We start from the raw sequence: 17,658 nt of genomic DNA, 5'->3' as shown, positions 1-17,658 counted from the left end.
ACACGGCGTTTTCAGGATGCTGTGTCTTTGGTAAGAAGGGGGCAGGGATGTTGCTGAACAAGAAGAGCAGAGTTAATCGTGCTGCAATAGCACTCAGTTTGTCACTGATGGCGGCACCGCTGGCTATCAGCCAGGCGGCAGACGTCGGCGCGCTGCCGCACAGCACGCTATCAGTGGCTGCCAGCCAGCAGCAAATTCAGCAGGCATTTAGCCCCAGCGAACGACCCTTTTATCTGCCCGGCCTCGCCGGCATCTATGCGGCACGCAACATGGCGCCGCTGTGGCAGGATCGCGACGCCGTGCAGGCTTTCCAGCAGCAGCTGGCAGAAGTGGCGCTCTCCGGCGTACAGCCGCAGTTTACCCGCTGGGTAGAGTTGCTCACTAATCCGGATATCAAAGGCTTCGCGCGGGACGTGGTGCTGAGCGACGCCATGCTTGGCTATCTGCAGTTTGTCGCTAACGTACCGACCCAGGGCGAAACCTGGCTGTACAGCAATGTGCCGTACAAGCTGACCATGCCGTCACTTTCCGCCATCAATCAGTGGCAGAATGCGGTGAACGGCGGCGGCAGTCGCGCCTTTGTGGTGTCGCTGCAACCGCAGCATCCGCAGTACGCACCGATGCACAGCGCGTTAAAAGCGTTGCTGACCGATAACCGGCCGTGGCCGCAGCTGCGCGATAAGGGCACGCTGCGCCCGGGTCAGATCAGCGATGATGTGCCGGCGCTGCGTGAGATTCTGCAGCGCACCGGGATGCTGACCGGCACGCACAGCGCGACGCCCACGCCAGCCGACGATGCCGTCCCTACGGCGCCGCAGCCGGTGAGCCAGAGCGATCAGCCCGTGGCCGTCAGCCCGTCGGCCACCAGCGTCAGCGATCTGCCGGCGCAGGTACCGCAGGCCAGCGGCAACATCAGCACGGTCACCCCGGCTGCCAGCAATAATGTCTACGACAACACGCTGGTGGAGGGGGTAAAACGCTTCCAGCACTGGCAGGGACTGGCAGACGATGGTGCCATCGGCCCACGTACCCGCGAGTGGCTGAATGTTTCGCCGCAGATGCGTGCAGCGCTGTTGGCGCTGAATATCCAGCGTCTGCGTCTGCTGCCGGATGACATGCACAACGGCATCATGGTGAATATTCCCAACTATTCCCTGACCTACTACAACAACGGCAATACCATTCTGTCCTCGCGGGTGATTGTCGGTCGTCCGGACCGCAAAACGCCGCTGATGCGCAGCGCGCTCAATAATGTGGTACTCAATCCACCGTGGAACGTGCCCACTACGCTGGTGCGCCAGGATATCGTGCCGAAGGTGAAGCAGGATCCGGGCTATCTGTATAAGCACGGCTACACGCTGCTGTCGGGCTGGAGCGCCGATGCGGAAGTGATTGATCCGTCGATGATTGACTGGCACATGGTCTCCGCCGCCAGTTTCCCGTATCGCATTCGTCAGGCGCCAGGTGCCAGCAACTCGCTGGGCCGCTATAAATTCAACATGCCGAGTTCAGACGCAATTTATCTGCACGACACGCCGAACCATGGCCTGTTCCAGCGTGATATCCGCGCGCTCAGCTCCGGCTGCGTGCGCGTTAACAAAGCTTCTGAACTGGCCGATCTGCTGTTGCAGGGCGCGGGCTGGAACGACAGCCGTATCTCTGACACGCTGAAGCAGGGCGATACGCGCTACGTGCCGATTCGCCATCGCATTCCGGTCAATCTCTACTACCTTACGGCCTGGGTGGCGGACGATGGCCAGCCGCAGTATCGTACAGATATTTACAATTATGATAACCCGGCGCGCTCCGGCAGCCAGGTGCTGACCAAAGCGGGGCAGCTGCTGCTCTAAGCGTTGATTTCCCTGTTATCCTTCCCTTAAAGAAAATGGCAAGACCGGTCTGGAAAATTGATTTCAGACCGGTTTTGCGCATTCTGTGACAGATTGCGGGTTGACTGCTCTCCAGGCTGCGGTTACTGTTCGGCCTTGTGTACTTTTTGCACATATTTTTATCGTTTTAGATTAGGTAACCCCGCTTCATGGCTAATTTTGATTCTCAACGTCGTCGTTTATTGCTGCTGGGTGGCGCAGCGGCTGGATTGTCACTGCTGCCGGGTGCAGCGCTGGCGTCAGTTTCCACCTCCCGCCCCCGGGTATTAACGCTCAGTAACATGCATACCGGTGAAACCCTCAAAACTGAGTTTTTTAACGGTAAGAGTTATGACAAGGGTGAGTTAGCTCGCTTAAACCACTTCTTCCGTGATTACCGCGCCAATCAGGTTAAACACATCGATCCGCATCTGTTTGACCAGCTCTATCGTTTGCAGACGCTGCTAAATACGCGCAAACCGGTGCAGCTGATCTCCGGCTACCGTACGCTGGCGACCAATAATATGCTGCGTGAATCGGGCCCTGGCGTGGCCAAACACAGCTATCACACCAAAGGGCAGGCGATGGATTTCCACATTGAGGGCATTTCTCTGAGCAATGTTCGCAAAGCGGCGTTATCTATGCGCGCCGGTGGTGTAGGATATTACCCGCGCAGCAACTTCGTACACATTGATACCGGGCCTGCAAGGCACTGGTCCTGATACCGGCAGCGCTGCGTGTGTCGGTCATGGAGCGCTATGAATTACCTGATTATTCCGGTCACCGCCTTTTCACAGAACTGTTCCGTTATCTGGGATGACGAGACGCAACAGGCTGCGCTGGTTGATCCCGGCGGCGATGCCGAAACCATTATTGCCGTGCTGGCGGAGCGAGGCTTAACGCCGTCGCAAATCCTGCTGACCCACGGCCATCTCGATCACGTCGGTGCTGCTGCCGAACTGGCGCAGCACTATCAGGTGCCGATCGTCGGGCCGCAGCCAGCCGATGCCTTCTGGCTGGATAACCTGCCCACTCAAAGCCGGATGTTTGGTTTGCCGGAGTGTGCGCCGCTGACGCCAGATCGCTGGCTGGAAGAGGGCGAGACGGTACAGCTGGGCAACGTGACGCTGGAAGTGCTGCACTGTCCAGGGCATACGCCTGGTCATATCGTGTTCTTTGATCGTGCTGGCCGTCTGTTGCTCTCAGGTGATGTGATTTTTAACGGTGGCGTCGGACGCACCGATTTCCCGCAGGGCAGCCACAGCGATCTAATCGCGGCAATCCGGGATAAACTTCTGCCGCTGGGTGACGATGTGACGTTTGTTCCCGGCCATGGCCCGATTTCCACCCTCGGCCACGAGCGCGTCAGTAATCCTTTCCTGCAATAAAAAAATGGGCCATCAGGCCCATTTTTCGTTGGTTACAGCACCGCGACGATGGCTTCGCACAGCGCCGACATATTATCCGGCGTCATACCTGCCACGTTAACGCGACCGGAATTCACCGCATACACGCCAAACTCTTCACGCAGACGCACCACCTGATCTTTGGTCAGACCGCTGAACGAGAACATGCCGTTCTGTTTGATGATGAAGCTGAAATCGCGCTGTGCGCCTTTCTCCGCCAGGGTATTCACAAACAGCTGACGCATACGCTGAATGCGCTGGCGCATGTCGGTCAGTTCCTGCACCCAGATGGTACGCAGCGCGTCGTTACCGAGAATGGTGGCGACCACGGCAGCACCGTGCGACGGCGGGTTAGAGTAGTTGGCGCGGATGCTATATTTCACCTGGCTGAATGCTGTCTTCGCCACGTCGGCCGTTGCCGCTACCAGCGTCAGCGCACCGACACGCTCGTTGTACAGACCAAAGTTTTTCGAGTAGGAGCTGGCAACGATCAGTTCCTGATGGGATGCAGCGAAAATGCGCAGGCCTTCAGCATCTTCATCCAGACCGCGTGCGAAGCCCTGGTAGGCGAAGTCGAACAGCGGCAGCCAGCCTTTCTCCAGCGACAGCTGCGCCAGCTGTTGCCACTGGTCAGCGGTAGGATCGATACCGGTCGGGTTATGGCAGCAGCCGTGGAACAGCACCACGTCGCCCGCCTGCGCTTCCTGCAGCGAGGCCAGCATGCCGTCGAAGTCGAGGCTGTGGGTCGCCGCATCGTAATACTGGTAATCACACACTTCCAGACCAGCGGCGTTGAACACGTTTTTGTGGTTCGGCCAGCTGGGATTGCTCACCCAGACGCGTTTGACGTTGGTTTGCGTAGCGAGGAAATCCGCGGCGACGCGCAGCGCACCGGTGCCGCCCGGCGTCTGCGCGGTGCAGGCGCGGCCAGCGCTAATCAGCGCGTTCTCTTTGCCAAACAGCAGTTCCTGCGTGCAGCGCGCGAAATCAGCCAGACCATCAATGCTGAGGTAGTTTTTGGTGGTCTCGTTCTCCAGCAGATACTGCTCAGCTTTTTTCACACTGGTCAGCACCGGCGTTTTGCCGGTTTCATCTTTATAAACACCAATGCCAAGATTGATTTTATTCGGGCGGTCGTCGGCGCGAAACAGGTCAGCCAGTCCCAGAATAGGATCGGCTGGTGCGGCAGAGATTGATTCAAACATGAGTCAGTTCCGTTAGGGTGAACTTTAGCAAAATGAGCTATCAGGTTAACGTCAGACGCAACGCTTGCCAACCGCTGACATAAAAAAGAAATAACTGTGGCGTATAAAGTAATGGCGCTAATCGGGAGCCCGATCACTGAAATGCAAAACGGAGCCCGAAGGCTCCGTTTCTGAGGTGTTACGCAGTTCGAATCGGCAGATTAGAACTGGTAAACCAGGCCAACGCCAACCACGTCGTCGGTGCTGATGCCCTTCGCACGGGTAAAGTCGTTGTCGTCCAGCAGGTTGATTTTGTAGTCAACATAGGTGGACATGTTTTTGTTGAAGTAGTAATAGGTACCCACTTCGATGTATTTAACCAGGTCAGCATCGCCGCCAGCGAAGGTTGAACCGTTGCCAGTCGCGCCGCTCAGGTCCTTACCTTTAGACTGCAGGTAAGCGATGGATGGACGCAGACCGAAGTCGAACTGGTACTGTGCAACCACTTCGAAAGCCTGAACTTTATTAGCAGTCTGGGTGTTGGTGCCACCGTAAGGCGTGGTGTTACGTGATTCACCGTAGAATGCAGCCAGGTATACGTTGTTCGCGTCATATTTCAGACCGAAACCGTAAGCGTCAGCTTTATCGCCGTTGCCATCAAGAACCTGTGCATCGGTACGGTCAGAAGAGAAGTATGCACCTACAGCGCTGATGCCCATACCGGTGTCATACGCTACAGAAGAACCCCAGCCGTCGCCATTCTGGTTCAGGACGTCACGGCCTTCGTTTTTGCCCTGATACTGCACGGCAAAGCTCAGACCATCAACCAGACCGAAGAAGTTGCTGTTACGGTAGGTAGCCAGACCGTTTGAACGACCAACCATGAAGTTGTCGTTGTCCTGATACAGGGTATCATCACCGAATACTGGCAGCTGGTCAGTGTAAGACATTGCGTCGTACAGAACACCGTAGTTACGGCCGTAGTCGAAGGAGCCTGCATCACCAAATTTCAGACCGGCAAAGCCCAGACGAGTTTTAGAGCCTTCGGTGCCCTGGTTCTCAGTCACGTTAGCCTGAATGTTGTATTCCCACTGGCCGTAACCGGTCAGCTGGTCGGTAATCTGAGTTTCACCCTTGAAGCCAAAACGAACGTAAGATTTGTCGCCGTCATCACCAGCGTTGTCAGAGAACTGATGACGCGCATCAACTTTACCGTAGAGGTCCAGTTTGTTGCCGTCTTTATTATAAATTTCTGCTGCGTTTGCTGCGCCGGCAGCTAACAGAGCAGGGATAACCACTGCAAGAATGTTGCGCTTCATCATTATTTATTACCCTCATTGGAGTTATTTGGACATCTGCCACTGCCGTCAAGAAACCTTTACGGGAACCTTGAAAGAAGTTTGATGTCTCCTGTGTCTGCACGCATCTTTCCATCACGGGGTTGCTAATTCTAGCCCGAAAATGATTCAATTCTCGTAATTACGTATCAAAAAGCAAAATTGTATTACAATTTGTAAAATATCGGGAACTTTGTGAGAGAACTCAAAATTTACAAAAATAAAAAAAGGCCGGCAGGGCCGACCTCAATATATATATGAATTTCTTATATTTAATCTTAAATCCTAGAAATTCGCGTTACGTGGCGTGCGTGGGAACGGGATAACGTCTCTTACATTTTGTACGCCGGTGACATAGGCGATCAAACGTTCGAAACCTAAACCGAAGCCGGCATGCGGTACGGTGCCATAGCGACGCAGGTCACGATACCACCAGTAATCTTCTTTATTCAGGCCCATTTCAGCGAGGCGCGCATCCAGCACATCAAGACGCTCTTCACGCTGGGAACCGCCGATGATTTCACCGATGCCCGGCGCCAGCACGTCCATCGCCGCCACGGTTTTGCCGTCGTCGTTCATACGCATGTAGAACGCTTTGATATCTTTCGGGTAGTTCTTCACCACCACCGGCGCTTTAAAGTGTTTCTCTGCCAGATAACGCTCGTGTTCGGAAGAGAGATCGACGCCCCATGACACCGGGTTCTCGAAGCTCTGGCCGCTTTTCAGCAGAATGTCGACGGCGTCGGTATAGTCTACCTGGGCGAAATCCGTGGTGATGAAGCGCTCCAGACGGGCGATGGCCTCTTTATCCACGCGCTCGGCGAAGAACGCCATATCATCAGCGCGCTCTTCCAGCACCGCTTTAAACACATACTTCAGCATCGCTTCCGCCAGGGCAGCCGCATCGTCCAGCGTGGCGAACGCCACTTCCGGCTCCAGCATCCAGAATTCCGCTAAGTGACGGCTGGTATTCGAGTTTTCGGCACGGAACGTCGGGCCAAAGGTATACACTTTGGACAGCGCACAGGCATAGGTCTCGGCGTTCAGCTGGCCGGAAACGGTCAGGAAAGCCTCTTTACCAAAGAAGTCTTTATCGAAATCAACTTTGCCCTGCGGGTCGCGCGGCAGGTTTTCCAGATCCAGCGTTGAGACGCGGAACATCTCGCCAGCACCTTCGGTGTCAGAGGCGGTGATCAGTGGCGTGGAGACCCAGAAATAGCCGTTTTCATGGAAGAAGCGATGCAGCGCCTGCGCCAGCGTATGACGTACGCGCGCTACGGCACCAACAATGTTGGTGCGCGGACGCAGGTGCGCCACTTCACGCAGGTATTCGATGCTGTGACGTTTAGCCGCCATCGGATAGGTATCCGGATCGTCCACCCAGCCGGTGACTTCAACCTGGGTCGCCTGCAGTTCGAATGCCTGGCCTTCACCCGGCGACTCCACCACTTTACCGGTGACGATCACCGAACAGCCGGTGGTCAGACGCAGCACTTCATCCTGATAATTATTCAGAGAATTATTGACGACGGCCTGAACGGGATTAAAGCAGGAACCGTCATAAACGGCGATGAAGGAAAGACCGGCTTTGGAATCTCTTCGGGTACGTACCCAACCACGTACGGTGACTTCACTGTCAACCGCGACACGGCCGTGCAGTACATCCGCTACAGGCACTACGCTCATAAAAATCTCTCTATATAAATGAAGATGGAGTGAAATAAGCCCCATTCCGGGGTTTAGCTATGTTACTTGCGAGCCACCAGGAAACAAGCAAAATTGCCGGGGAATAAAGAGATTTTCTGGCGCAGAGCAGGGCGCAGGCACCCTGCTCAGGCCAATTAGCTGGCGCGTTTGACCAGCGGCAGGTCGAAGGCTTTGCGCAGGGCGCGCACGAAGGCTTTATCCTGGCAGATGGTTTTACCGGGACTGTCGGAGAGTTTGGCCACCGGTTTACCGTTGCAGCTCACCAGTTTGATCACGATATTCAAAGGCGTGACGCCGGGAATATCGCAGGTGAGGCGGGTGCCGATGCCAAATACCACGTTCGCGCGCTGACCGAAATGCCGATACAGCGCCAGTGCTTTGTCGAGGTTGAGATTGTCGGAGAACACCAGCGTTTTGCTGAGCGGATCGATATTCAGCCGCTGATAATGCGCAATGGCTTTTTCTCCCCACTCCACCGGATCGCCCGAATCATGGCGCAGGCCCTGATAGCGATGGGCAAAACCGGGGCCGAAATCACGCAGGAAGGCGTCCATCGTGATGCAGTCGGTCAGGGCAATGCCGAGCTGGTTATCGTACTCATCCAGCCACGATTGCAGCGCCGCGCGCTGGCTGTTGGCCAGTACCGGGCTGATCTGCTGATGCGCCTGGAACCATTCGTGTGCCTGGGTTCCGACCGGGTTAAGCTGCAACCGGCGCGCCAGATCGTAGTTACTGGTGCCCAGCAGCCACGGGAATTCGTTTTTCAGCGTGCTGACAATCGCTTCCTGCACCGCGCGCGAATAACGACGCCGCGTGCCAAAGTCCATCAGCTGGAAGCGCGACATATCGAGATCGCCTACCTGCTCACGGAAGTGCACCAGCTTCTGCTGCAGATGCGCCACCGACTGTTCCGCGCCGCTTTCCGGCGTCCGGTGACGGTGTACCACTTCGCTGATCAGCGCCAGCAGCGGCACTTCCCACAGAATCACTTCACGCCACGGGCCGCGAATCTGAATGCGCAGATGCCCGTGATCGTCGCGCACCTCAACCTGCGAGGCATCGAAGCGGAACTGGCGCAGCCAGTCGAGATAATCCTGCTGGAAAAACGGTAAGCTGCTGAGGTAACGATATTCGTCATCGCTCAGCGCCAGAGATTGCATGGCAGTAATGTGCGTGCGGATGGCGTCGGCATACTGGCCGAGCTGCTCATCGCTGCGGCAGCGAAATTCTGCCGTTACCGGGACATCGTAGTAACGATGATAAACGGCCTGCTGCATGTGAAGCTTATAGGCATCGGTATCAAGCAGCGTGGTCAAAATCGGGGAAGCGTGTCCAGTCATGGTGCGTTTCAGCATCCTCTTCCGCGGAGCAGAGCCCGGTATTCAACAAAGTCATAAAGACGCAGGAGTATAAAACAGTAATCACCGCGATCACACCATAATTGCAGGTGACAGGTCGAGGGTCATTTGTGCCATTGTTAATGAATTGTAGACTTTTGGCGCAACGCACGCATTGTGCGTGGCAACCCGGGCGCAACCCGCTTAGACTCTGAGGGTTGACTATATTAACGATGCGAGAAGGATTTATGACGCAACAGCCGCAAATTAAATATCGCCACGACTACCGGGCGCCGGACTACACCATCACCGATATCGACCTGACGTTTGATCTTGATGCGGCGACCACGCGCGTCACCGCCGTCAGTCAGGTAAAACGCCTTGGCGCACAGCAGGCTGAATTGCGTCTGGACGGTGAGGCGCTGACGCTGCTGTCGCTGGCGGTGGATGGCAATCCGTGGCCGCACTACCGCGAAGAGCAGGGCGCACTGATCATCAGCCAGCTGCCGGACAACTTTACCCTGACCATCATTAATGAAATCCATCCGGATAAAAACACCGCGCTGGAAGGGCTGTATAAATCCGGCGAGGCGCTCTGCACCCAGTGTGAAGCCGAAGGCTTCCGGCATATCACCTGGTATCTCGATCGCCCGGACGTGCTGGCGCGCTTCACCACTACCCTGATCGCCGACGCGGCTAGCTATCCGTACCTGCTGTCCAACGGTAACAAGCTGGCGAGCGGTCAGCACGAGGATGGGCGTCACTGGGTGAAATGGCAGGATCCGTTCCCGAAACCCTGCTACCTGTTTGCGCTGGTCGCCGGTGATTTCGATGTGCTGCGCGACAGCTTTACCACCCGTTCCGGCCGTAACGTGGCGCTGGAAATTTTTGTCGATCGCGGCAACCTGGACCGTGCGGACTGGGCGATGACCTCGCTCAAAGCCAGCATGAAGTGGGACGAAGAGCGTTTCGGCCTCGAATATGACCTCGATATCTTTATGATCGTCGCGGTGGATTTCTTCAACATGGGCGCGATGGAGAATAAAGGCCTCAACGTCTTCAACTCCAAATACGTGCTGGCCAAAGCGGAAACCGCCACCGATAAAGACTATCTCGGCATTGAAGCCGTGATTGGTCACGAATATTTCCACAACTGGACCGGCAACCGCGTGACCTGCCGCGACTGGTTCCAGCTCAGCCTGAAAGAAGGTCTGACGGTCTTCCGCGATCAGGAGTTCAGTTCCGATCTCGGCTCGCGCGCGGTCAACCGTATTGATAATGTGCGCGTGATGCGCGGCGCGCAGTTTGCCGAGGATGCCAGCCCGATGGCCCATCCGATCCGCCCGGATCAGGTGATCGAAATGAACAACTTCTACACCCTGACGGTGTATGAGAAGGGTTCTGAAGTGATTCGCATGCTGCACACGCTGCTGGGTGAAGAGCAGTTCCAGCAGGGGATGCAGCTCTATTTCGAGCGTCACGATGGCAGCGCCGCCACCTGTGATTATTTCGTGCAGGCGATGGAAGATGCCTCCAACGTCGATTTGTCACAGTTCCGCCGCTGGTACAGTCAGTCGGGCACGCCGGTGCTGACGGTGCGTGATGACTACAACCCGGAACTGGAGCAGTACACGCTGCACGTCACGCAGCACACGCCACCGACCGCCGATCAAAAAGAGAAGCTGCCGCTGCACATTCCGCTGGATATCGAACTGTATGACGGCGAAGGCAAGGTCATTCCGTTGCAGCACAACGGTCATCCGGTTCATCACGTGCTGAACGTCACCGACGAGTTCCAGACCTTCATTTTCGACAAGGTCTATTTCCAGCCGGTGCCGTCGCTGCTGCGGGAATTCTCCGCACCGGTGAAGCTCGACTATAAATGGAGCGATGCGCAGCTGACTTTCCTGATGCGCCACGCGCGCAACGACTTCTCGCGCTGGGATGCGGCGCAAAGTCTGCTGGCGACGTATATCCGCCTCAACGTGGCGCGCCATCAGCAGGGCCAGCCGCTGTCGCTACCGCTGCACGTCGCCGATGCTTTCCGCGCGGTGCTGCTGGATGAGCAGGGCGATCCAGCGCTGATGGCGCTGATCCTGTCGCTGCCGTCAGAGAATGAGATCGCCGAGCTGTTCGAGGTGATCGACCCGCTGGCGATTGCTGCAGTCCGCGCGGCGCTGGTGCGCACGCTGGCGAAGGAGCTGAGCGATGAATTCTATGCGGTGTATCTCGCCAACCAGAGCAGCGACTACAAAGTCGAGCATGCCGAGATCGGCAAGCGCGCGCTGAAGAATGTCTGCCTGAGCTATCTGGCGTTTGCGGACGCGGAGCAGGCCAGCAAACTGGTGCAGGCGCAGTACGACAAAGCCAGCAACATGACCGACGCGCTGGCCGCGCTGTCTGCGGCGGTGGCGGCGCAGTTGCCGTGCCGTGATGCGCTGCTGGCGGCGTACGACGAGCGCTGGCATCAGGATGGTCTGGTGATGGATAAGTGGTTTATGTTGCAGGTCACCAGCCCGGCGGCTGACGTGCTGAGCAAGGTTCGTAGCTTGCTGACGCATCGCTCGTTCACCATGGGTAACCCGAACCGCATCCGTTCACTGATTGGCGCGTTTGCCTCGGCCAACCCGGCAGCTTTCCACGCCAAAGATGGCAGCGGCTACAAGTTCCTGGTGGAGATGCTGACCGATCTCAACCGCCGCAACCCGCAGGTGGCAGCGCGCATGATTGAGCCGCTGATTCGTCTGAAGCGTTATGATGCCGAACGTCAGGCGCTGATGCGTCAGGCGCTGGAGACGCTGAAAGGGCTGGAGAATCTGTCCGGCGATCTGTACGAGAAGATCACCAAAGCGCTGAACGCGTAAGAAAACAATGCGCAATAAATTGCGCCGCTACAAAGTGTTGCAATCCTCTGTAGCGGCGCGATTTATCGCGCGTCCTGAATTAACGCTGCTGCGCGAACTGCAGGGGCTGCTCTGAGGTTCCCCGCTTCATCACCCGATCCAGCACCTCGGCCTCCAGCTCGGCAAGGCGCGCCGATCCTTTGCGGCGCGGACGCGGTAAATCCACCGCCAAATCCAGCCCGATCTGACCCTCTTCAATCAGCAATACGCGATCGGCCATCGCCACCGCTTCGCTGACATCGTGCGTCACCAGCAACACGGTAAAATTATGCTGCTGCCACAGCGACTCAATCAGGCCCTGCATTTCAATGCGCGTCAGCGCATCAAGTGCGCCGAGCGGTTCATCGAGCAGCAGCAGGCCGGGACGATGAATCAGCGCCCGCGCCAGGGCCACCCGCTGTTTCTGTCCGCCGGAGAGCGCTGCCGGCCACTCATGTGCGCGATCGGCCAGACCGACCGCCGCCAGCGCTTCCAGCGCGGCGCTGCGCCACTCGCGGCCTTTCAGACCGAGGCCAACGTTATCGATCACTTTCTTCCACGGCAGCAGACGCGCATCCTGAAACATCAGGCGGGTATCTTCGCGCGCCTCGGCCAGCGGCGCGTTGCCCGCCAGCAGTTCACCGTGCGTGGTGGATTCCAGCCCGGCCAGCAGGCGCAGCAGGGTACTTTTACCGCAGCCGCTGCGGCCGACCACCGCGACAAACTGGCCGGCCGGAATATGTAAATCGATATGATTCAGGATGGTGCGATTGCCATACTGCTTGGTGACGCCATTGACGCCTACCGGGGTACCGCGGTTCAGACGCGCCGGGCTTAGCGTTGCGTTGCTCATGCGTTCTCCTCCTTCAATTGGTAAGCCGGATGCCAGCGCAGCCAGACACGCTCCAGCAGCTGTGCCGTCACGTCGGCCAGTTTGCCCAGCAGGGCATAGAGAATGATGGCGACCACCACCACATCGGTTTGCAGAAACTCACGGGCGTTCATTGCCAGATAGCCAATACCGGAGTTGGCCGAGATGGTTTCGGCCACGATCAGCGTCAGCCACATCAGACCGAGGGCAAAGCGCACGCCAACCATGATTGACGGCAGCGCGCCCGGCAAAATCACCTGAATAAACAGGCTCCAGCCGGAGAGACCATAGCTGCGCGCCATCTCCACCAGGCCGCGGTCAATATTCCGTATGCCGTGATAGGTATTAAGGTAGATAGGGAACAGCGTGCCGAGCGCCACAAGAAAAATTTTGGCTGACTCGTCGATGCCAAACCACAGAATCACCAGCGGGATTAGCGCCAGGTGCGGCACGTTACGCAGCATCTGCACCGAGGTATCCAGCAACCGTTCCCCGGTGCGCGACGTGCCGGTAATCAGCCCGAGAATCAGACCAATCGAACCACCAATGGCAAAGCCGATTGCCGCTCGCCAGCCGCTGATGGCGAGGTGTTGCCACAACTCACCGCTGGCCGCGAGATGCCAGAAGGTGATGACAATATTCTCCGGCGAGGGCAGGATGCGCGTCGACAGCCAGCCAGCCTGTGAGGCAATCTGCCACACCACCACCAGCAGCACCGGCAGCGCCCACGGCAGCAGGGCATTGCTCAGCTGTTTATTGACCTTTGCCATATGCGACTCCTTAACTCTGCGCGACTTTTTGCGGGGTGAAATCATTGGCGACCGCTTCACCGTGCGCCTGCACCACGCGGGGTTGCGGGATTTCCGGCACGGCCAGGTCGAGATGCGGGAACAGCAGCTCGCCCACGCGATAGGCCTCTTCCAGATGCGGATAGCCAGACAGAATGAAAGTTTCGATGCCGAGATCCTGATACTCCTGCATACGCGCCGCGACCGTCGGACCGTCGCCCACCAGTGCAGTCCCGGCACCGCCGCGTACCAGACCGACGCCGGCCCACAGGTTCGGGCTGATCTCCAGCCGATCGCGCCGTCCGCCGTGCAGCGCGGCCATGCGCTGCTGACCGACTGAATCGGTGCGGGCAAAAGCCGCCTGCGCTTTAGCAATGGTGGCATCGTCAAGATGGGCGATGAGCCGGTCTGCCGCCTGCCATGCTTCTTCATTGGTTTCACGCACAATCACGTGCAGACGGATGCCGAAGCGCACCGTGCGCCCCTGCGCCGCCGCTTTGGCGCGCACCTGTTCAATCTTCTCTTTGACCAGCGCGGGCGGTTCGCCCCAGGTCAGATAGACATCCACCTGCTCCGCGGCCAAATCCTGCGCGGCATCCGATGAGCCACCAAACCACAGCGGTGGACGTGGCTGCTGCACCGCTTTAAACATCAATCGTGCACCGCGCACTTTGACGTACTTGCCTTCGTAATCGACCGTTTCGCCTTCACTCACCCGGCGCCAGACGCGGGTGAACTCCGCGGATTCGGCATAACGCTCGCGGTGATCGAGGAAAACGCCGTCGCCTGCCAGCTCTTCCGGATCGCCGCCGGTAACGAGGTTAAACAGCGCGCGCCCGTTGGAGAGACGATCGAGCGTGGCGGCCTGCCGTGCAGCCTGCGTCGGGGAAATCACCCCCGGGCGCAGCGCCACCAGAAAACGCAGGCGCTGCGTCACCGGAATCAGGGATGCGGCCACCAGCCACGCATCTTCACACGACCGGCCGGTGGGGATCAGCACGCCACCAAAACCGAGGCGATCGGCGGCCTGCGCCACCTGTTGCAGATAACCGTGGTCCACCGGGCGCGCGCCTTCGGCGGTACCGAGATAGTGGCCGTCGCCGTGGGTGGGAAGAAACCAGAATACGGATACGCTCATGATAAATTTCCTTATGGCCGGGCCGGCTGTGGCTGCCAGATGCGATCGGCAATGGTGACTTTGACCGGCATTAAATGGTTGGCATAAAACAGATCGGCAGTTTGCTGTTGGGCCTGCGCCGTGTGGGCGCTGACCGGCGTAATGGTGGTCGGAGGACGATGGTCAAGGTAGCTGGCGATAACTGACTTCGGCAGGCCCATCGCCTGTGCCAGCAGATCGATACTTTGCTGGCGCTGGCTACGCGTCAGCGCGTCGGCTTCGCTAAAGGTGTGCAGCACCTGCTGCACGAAGTCACCGTGATCGGTAGCAAAGCTGCGCGTGGCGAGATAGAACGAACCGGTCTGATTCAGCTTGCTACCGTCCACCAGCACACGGACGTTGCCCTGCAGCAGCGCAGCGGAATAGTAGGGGTCCCAGATCGCCCAGGCGTCAACATCGCCCTGCTGAAACGCGGCGCGCGCATCGGCTGGCGTCAGATAAGTCGGCTGAATATCGTTAAAGCTCAGCCCGGCCTGTTCCAGCGCGCGCAGCAGCAGATTGTGCGAACTGGAGCCTTTCTGGAACGCCACTTTATGACCTTTCAGTTGCGCCACGCTGTGGATGGGACTGTCCTTCGGCACCAGAATCACTTCAGCCTGCGGCTTCGGTGGCTCCGAGCCGACATACAGCAAATCCGCCCCGGCGGCCTGAGCAAACAGCGGCGGGATGTCGCCGGTGCTGCCCAGGTCAATGCTGCCCACGTTCAGCGCCTCAAGCATTTGCGGACCGGCCGGAAACTCGATCCACTGAATGTTGGTGGCCGGGAAGCGCTGCTCCAGCAGCCGATGCGATTTGGCCAGCACCATGCTGACCGATCCTTTCTGATAGCCGATACGGAATTGTGCTGGCGCTTCGGCAGCCTGAGCCGCGAGGGTCAGGGCAAACAGCGCGGTAACGGTCGGCAGCAGCCAGCGGGTTAACATCCTTTTCATCGCGGTTCCTTTATACAGCCTGAGCATAGGGTTGATGACGACGGTGCAGCGCCTGCCAGAAGATTTCCAGCGCCTCATCAATGCGCTCGCTCAGCAGCGCATCCAGCTCAGGCTGGCGGTCGTAGTGGGTGATTTGCGTATCACTGGCGAACACGCCGTGCAGAACTTCCTGCGCTTTCAGCGCGTTCAGCACCGGTTTCAGCGCGTAGTCAACGGCCAGCATGTGCGCCACGCTGCCGCCGCTGGCCAGCGGCAACACCACTTTATGTTCCAGCGCCCGCTCTGGCAGCAGGTCGAGCAGGGTTTTCAGCGCGCCAGAGAAAGAGGCTTTATAAATCGGTGTGGCGACGATCAGCCCCTCCGCGAGCGCTAAATCCGCTTTAAGCGCGGTCAGTGCCGGTGAGTCAAAGCGCGCATACAGCAAATCTTCCGGCTGAAAGTTGTGAATGTTCCACGGAATCACCTCAACGCCACGCGCTTCCAGCGCCCGCTGGCACACACTCAGCAGCGCCGTAGAACGTGAAGGAAAACGCGGACTCCCCGCCAGCGTAATAACCCGCATGGTCACTCCTTATAACTGAAAGTTATTGATTAGCAATTATTGAGAACTGATGCATTCAATCCTGACAGAGCAGGCGGCGAGGCGTAAATGATTTATCCGGCAATGGATAGCCGTCAGGCGGGAATAGCGCCCTCTTATAAAGGAAGGGAAAAGCGCCTCTAAGGTTAATCTGAATTGCACCCGCAGATTGCCGGGTTTTCATTAGCGGCTTCCGTCACGGGCAAGGTGAGAATGATTAAAAGCGCTGTTGCCTGGTTAAATCAGAGGTGTAACCGTCGACACATATCGCCGGGCGCGCCATTGTCGTCAGGCTTAAGAAGAAATAGATGAGGTAATTTAAGGAGTAGCAAACAAACGCTGACGTAAGTTTAAAGCGGGCACCAGGATTTTTCGTAGTGGCTGTTTAGAATGTTCCATTTTAAGCTGGTCTCAAATTAGCGAGTAAGTGTGTCAAAGCGTGGCGTTTTATTAAAATCGCACCGTTTAACGCGTTTCCTGTTACCGATATTACGTATTACTTCAGCACTCTGGTCGGGATTGCTTCAGTTGCGCTTAACAATAAACGGTAAATTTTCAGCCAGTCTGGCAAGGGCCAATAGTCATGCCGTCGGCGGGCTGTTTATAATTGATTGAGTTTTCTTACGCTAAAAAAAAGTCACTGCCTTATTTGCGCCTTAATTGGGCGGATTTTTGTCTGGCCATTATTCAGTATTATTTTTAGGGAGAAGAATATGGGAAGGTCTGCTCTGTTAGTGCACCCGGCTGAGCCGGTTGCCGCTCAGCCCGCGCGCGTCGCGGCTGATAACGTTAATCCGCTGTTGTGTTATCTGCTGCAGCCGGATGCCGCGCACAGCCAGTTTACCGCTGTGCCACAGCCAGCGGCGGAGAGCGTCAGCGACGACGCGTTCTTACTGTTTGCCGCCGACGGCTTTGCGCCCCCTGCTGCACTGTTGCAGGAAGTGGCAACGCTCAGCCATCAGCGCCCGGAGCTCAACTGCATGCTGGTTTCACTGGCACCACGCGCACTGAGCAGCGGCCTGCAGTCGTCGCTGCAGCTGTTCCAGCAGCTGCAGGCGCAGCGCCTGTGGCAGCAGAATAACTATGCGGTCATCCTGCGCGCCGCGCTGGTGAAAAATGCCGCTCCGCTGGTACGCATTCAGGATGTGATGCTGGCCGGCCTGTTAAATACGCAAACGGTATGGCTGCTGGATGCTCGCGCTGAGCATGAGGTCACCACGGTTAATCCGCCACCCAGCTATCAGCAATTTATGACGGAGTATGAAAAGGTCACCCGTTTGTCACACTTTATTCCGGAGCGAAACCGTTATCGCCAGAGTTATTTACGCAGCGGGTTATTACAGCTGGTACAGCAGGAATTAAACGTTGAAACGCAGTTCTCTAATAATGTGCGGCACGCGGTGCGCTACTTTGCCGATCAGTTTTCACCGCAGAGCACAATGGAAAAACTGTTACTGAAACAGCCCGACCTCTATTTCTCACTGATGAAAATGAGAAAAAGCCGCTGAGATAGCGCCAGCGTTAATTTTAAGAATTACTCCCGTGGGCGCTGAGGTATTTTTGTGTCACGCTGTTAACACTGAGAAAAA

At 57.2% G+C, this 17,658-nt stretch carries 14 protein-coding genes; 5 read left to right on the top strand and 9 right to left on the bottom strand.

Going from position 1 to position 17,658, the window contains the following annotated elements:
- Positions 1-47: 47 nt before the first annotated feature.
- The 3 genes from ldtD to AC6I7J_RS12640 all read left to right on the top strand — a co-directional run bounded on the left by ldtD (position 48) and on the right by AC6I7J_RS12640 (position 3,256).
- Positions 48-1,850, top strand: coding sequence for a L,D-transpeptidase (gene ldtD / locus AC6I7J_RS12650; RefSeq protein ID WP_498005833.1), 1,803 nt, complete (start codon positions 48-50; stop codon positions 1,848-1,850).
- 188 nt (positions 1,851-2,038) lie between these two features.
- A complete protein-coding gene (gene mepK, locus AC6I7J_RS12645) occupies positions 2,039-2,590 on the top strand; it encodes a peptidoglycan L,D-endopeptidase MepK (RefSeq protein ID WP_498005831.1) in 552 nt (183 codons plus the stop codon).
- A 36-nt stretch (positions 2,591-2,626) separates the two neighbouring features.
- Positions 2,627-3,256 (top strand): MBL fold metallo-hydrolase, encoded by a 630-nt coding sequence (locus AC6I7J_RS12640; protein WP_058775376.1) that lies wholly within the window; start codon positions 2,627-2,629, stop codon positions 3,254-3,256.
- Between the two features lie 32 nt (positions 3,257-3,288).
- Here AC6I7J_RS12640 and AC6I7J_RS12635 read toward each other — a convergent pair whose 3' ends face one another.
- The 4 genes from AC6I7J_RS12635 to pncB form a co-directional block, all read right to left on the bottom strand.
- Entirely contained in the window at positions 3,289-4,479 is a 1,191-nt protein-coding gene (locus AC6I7J_RS12635; protein WP_021508330.1) for an amino acid aminotransferase, read from the bottom strand.
- Positions 4,480-4,679: 200 nt separating this feature from the next.
- Complete coding sequence (gene ompC / locus AC6I7J_RS12630) at positions 4,680-5,780, bottom strand: porin OmpC (RefSeq protein WP_274526761.1); 1,101 nt, start codon at positions 5,778-5,780, stop codon at positions 4,680-4,682.
- Between the two features lie 300 nt (positions 5,781-6,080).
- Entirely contained in the window at positions 6,081-7,481 is a 1,401-nt protein-coding gene (gene asnS / locus AC6I7J_RS12625) for an asparagine--tRNA ligase (RefSeq protein WP_031279853.1), read from the bottom strand.
- 155 nt (positions 7,482-7,636) lie between these two features.
- On the bottom strand, positions 7,637-8,842 hold the full coding sequence (pncB, locus tag AC6I7J_RS12620) for a nicotinate phosphoribosyltransferase (protein WP_264441451.1): 1,206 nt from the start codon (positions 8,840-8,842) through the stop codon (positions 7,637-7,639).
- Positions 8,843-9,087: 245 nt separating this feature from the next.
- Here pncB and pepN point away from each other — a divergent pair, with 245 nt between their 5' ends.
- Positions 9,088-11,703, top strand: coding sequence for an aminopeptidase N (gene pepN, locus AC6I7J_RS12615; RefSeq protein WP_498005828.1), 2,616 nt, complete (start codon positions 9,088-9,090; stop codon positions 11,701-11,703).
- A gap of 79 nt (positions 11,704-11,782) precedes the next feature.
- Here pepN and ssuB read toward each other — a convergent pair whose 3' ends face one another.
- From ssuB to ssuE, 5 genes are read right to left on the bottom strand one after another with little or no spacing between them, the layout of a single operon-like run.
- The gene (gene ssuB / locus AC6I7J_RS12610) at positions 11,783-12,574 is read right to left on the bottom strand and encodes an aliphatic sulfonates ABC transporter ATP-binding protein (protein WP_021508325.1); all 792 of its coding nucleotides are present in this window, start codon (positions 12,572-12,574) and stop codon (positions 11,783-11,785) included.
- The gene (ssuC, locus tag AC6I7J_RS12605) at positions 12,571-13,362 is read right to left on the bottom strand and encodes an aliphatic sulfonate ABC transporter permease SsuC (RefSeq protein WP_125308465.1); all 792 of its coding nucleotides are present in this window, start codon (positions 13,360-13,362) and stop codon (positions 12,571-12,573) included. Before ssuC ends, ssuB begins: the two co-directional genes overlap by 4 nt.
- A gap of 10 nt (positions 13,363-13,372) precedes the next feature.
- Positions 13,373-14,518, bottom strand: coding sequence for an FMNH2-dependent alkanesulfonate monooxygenase (gene ssuD, locus AC6I7J_RS12600; RefSeq protein WP_058775379.1), 1,146 nt, complete (start codon positions 14,516-14,518; stop codon positions 13,373-13,375).
- Positions 14,519-14,529: 11 nt separating this feature from the next.
- Entirely contained in the window at positions 14,530-15,489 is a 960-nt protein-coding gene (locus AC6I7J_RS12595; protein WP_498005826.1) for a sulfonate ABC transporter substrate-binding protein, read from the bottom strand.
- A 10-nt stretch (positions 15,490-15,499) separates the two neighbouring features.
- Entirely contained in the window at positions 15,500-16,051 is a 552-nt protein-coding gene (gene ssuE / locus AC6I7J_RS12590) for an NADPH-dependent FMN reductase (RefSeq protein ID WP_262256064.1), read from the bottom strand.
- 731 nt (positions 16,052-16,782) lie between these two features.
- Between ssuE and AC6I7J_RS12585 the strand changes: the two genes are divergently transcribed.
- Positions 16,783-17,577 (top strand): hypothetical protein, encoded by a 795-nt coding sequence (locus AC6I7J_RS12585; protein WP_498005824.1) that lies wholly within the window; start codon positions 16,783-16,785, stop codon positions 17,575-17,577.
- The last annotated feature ends 81 nt before the right edge of the window (positions 17,578-17,658 follow it).

It is taken from the genome of Type-C symbiont of Plautia stali, assembly GCF_059730935.1.
This window is presented reverse-complemented; position numbering and strand designations above follow the sequence as displayed.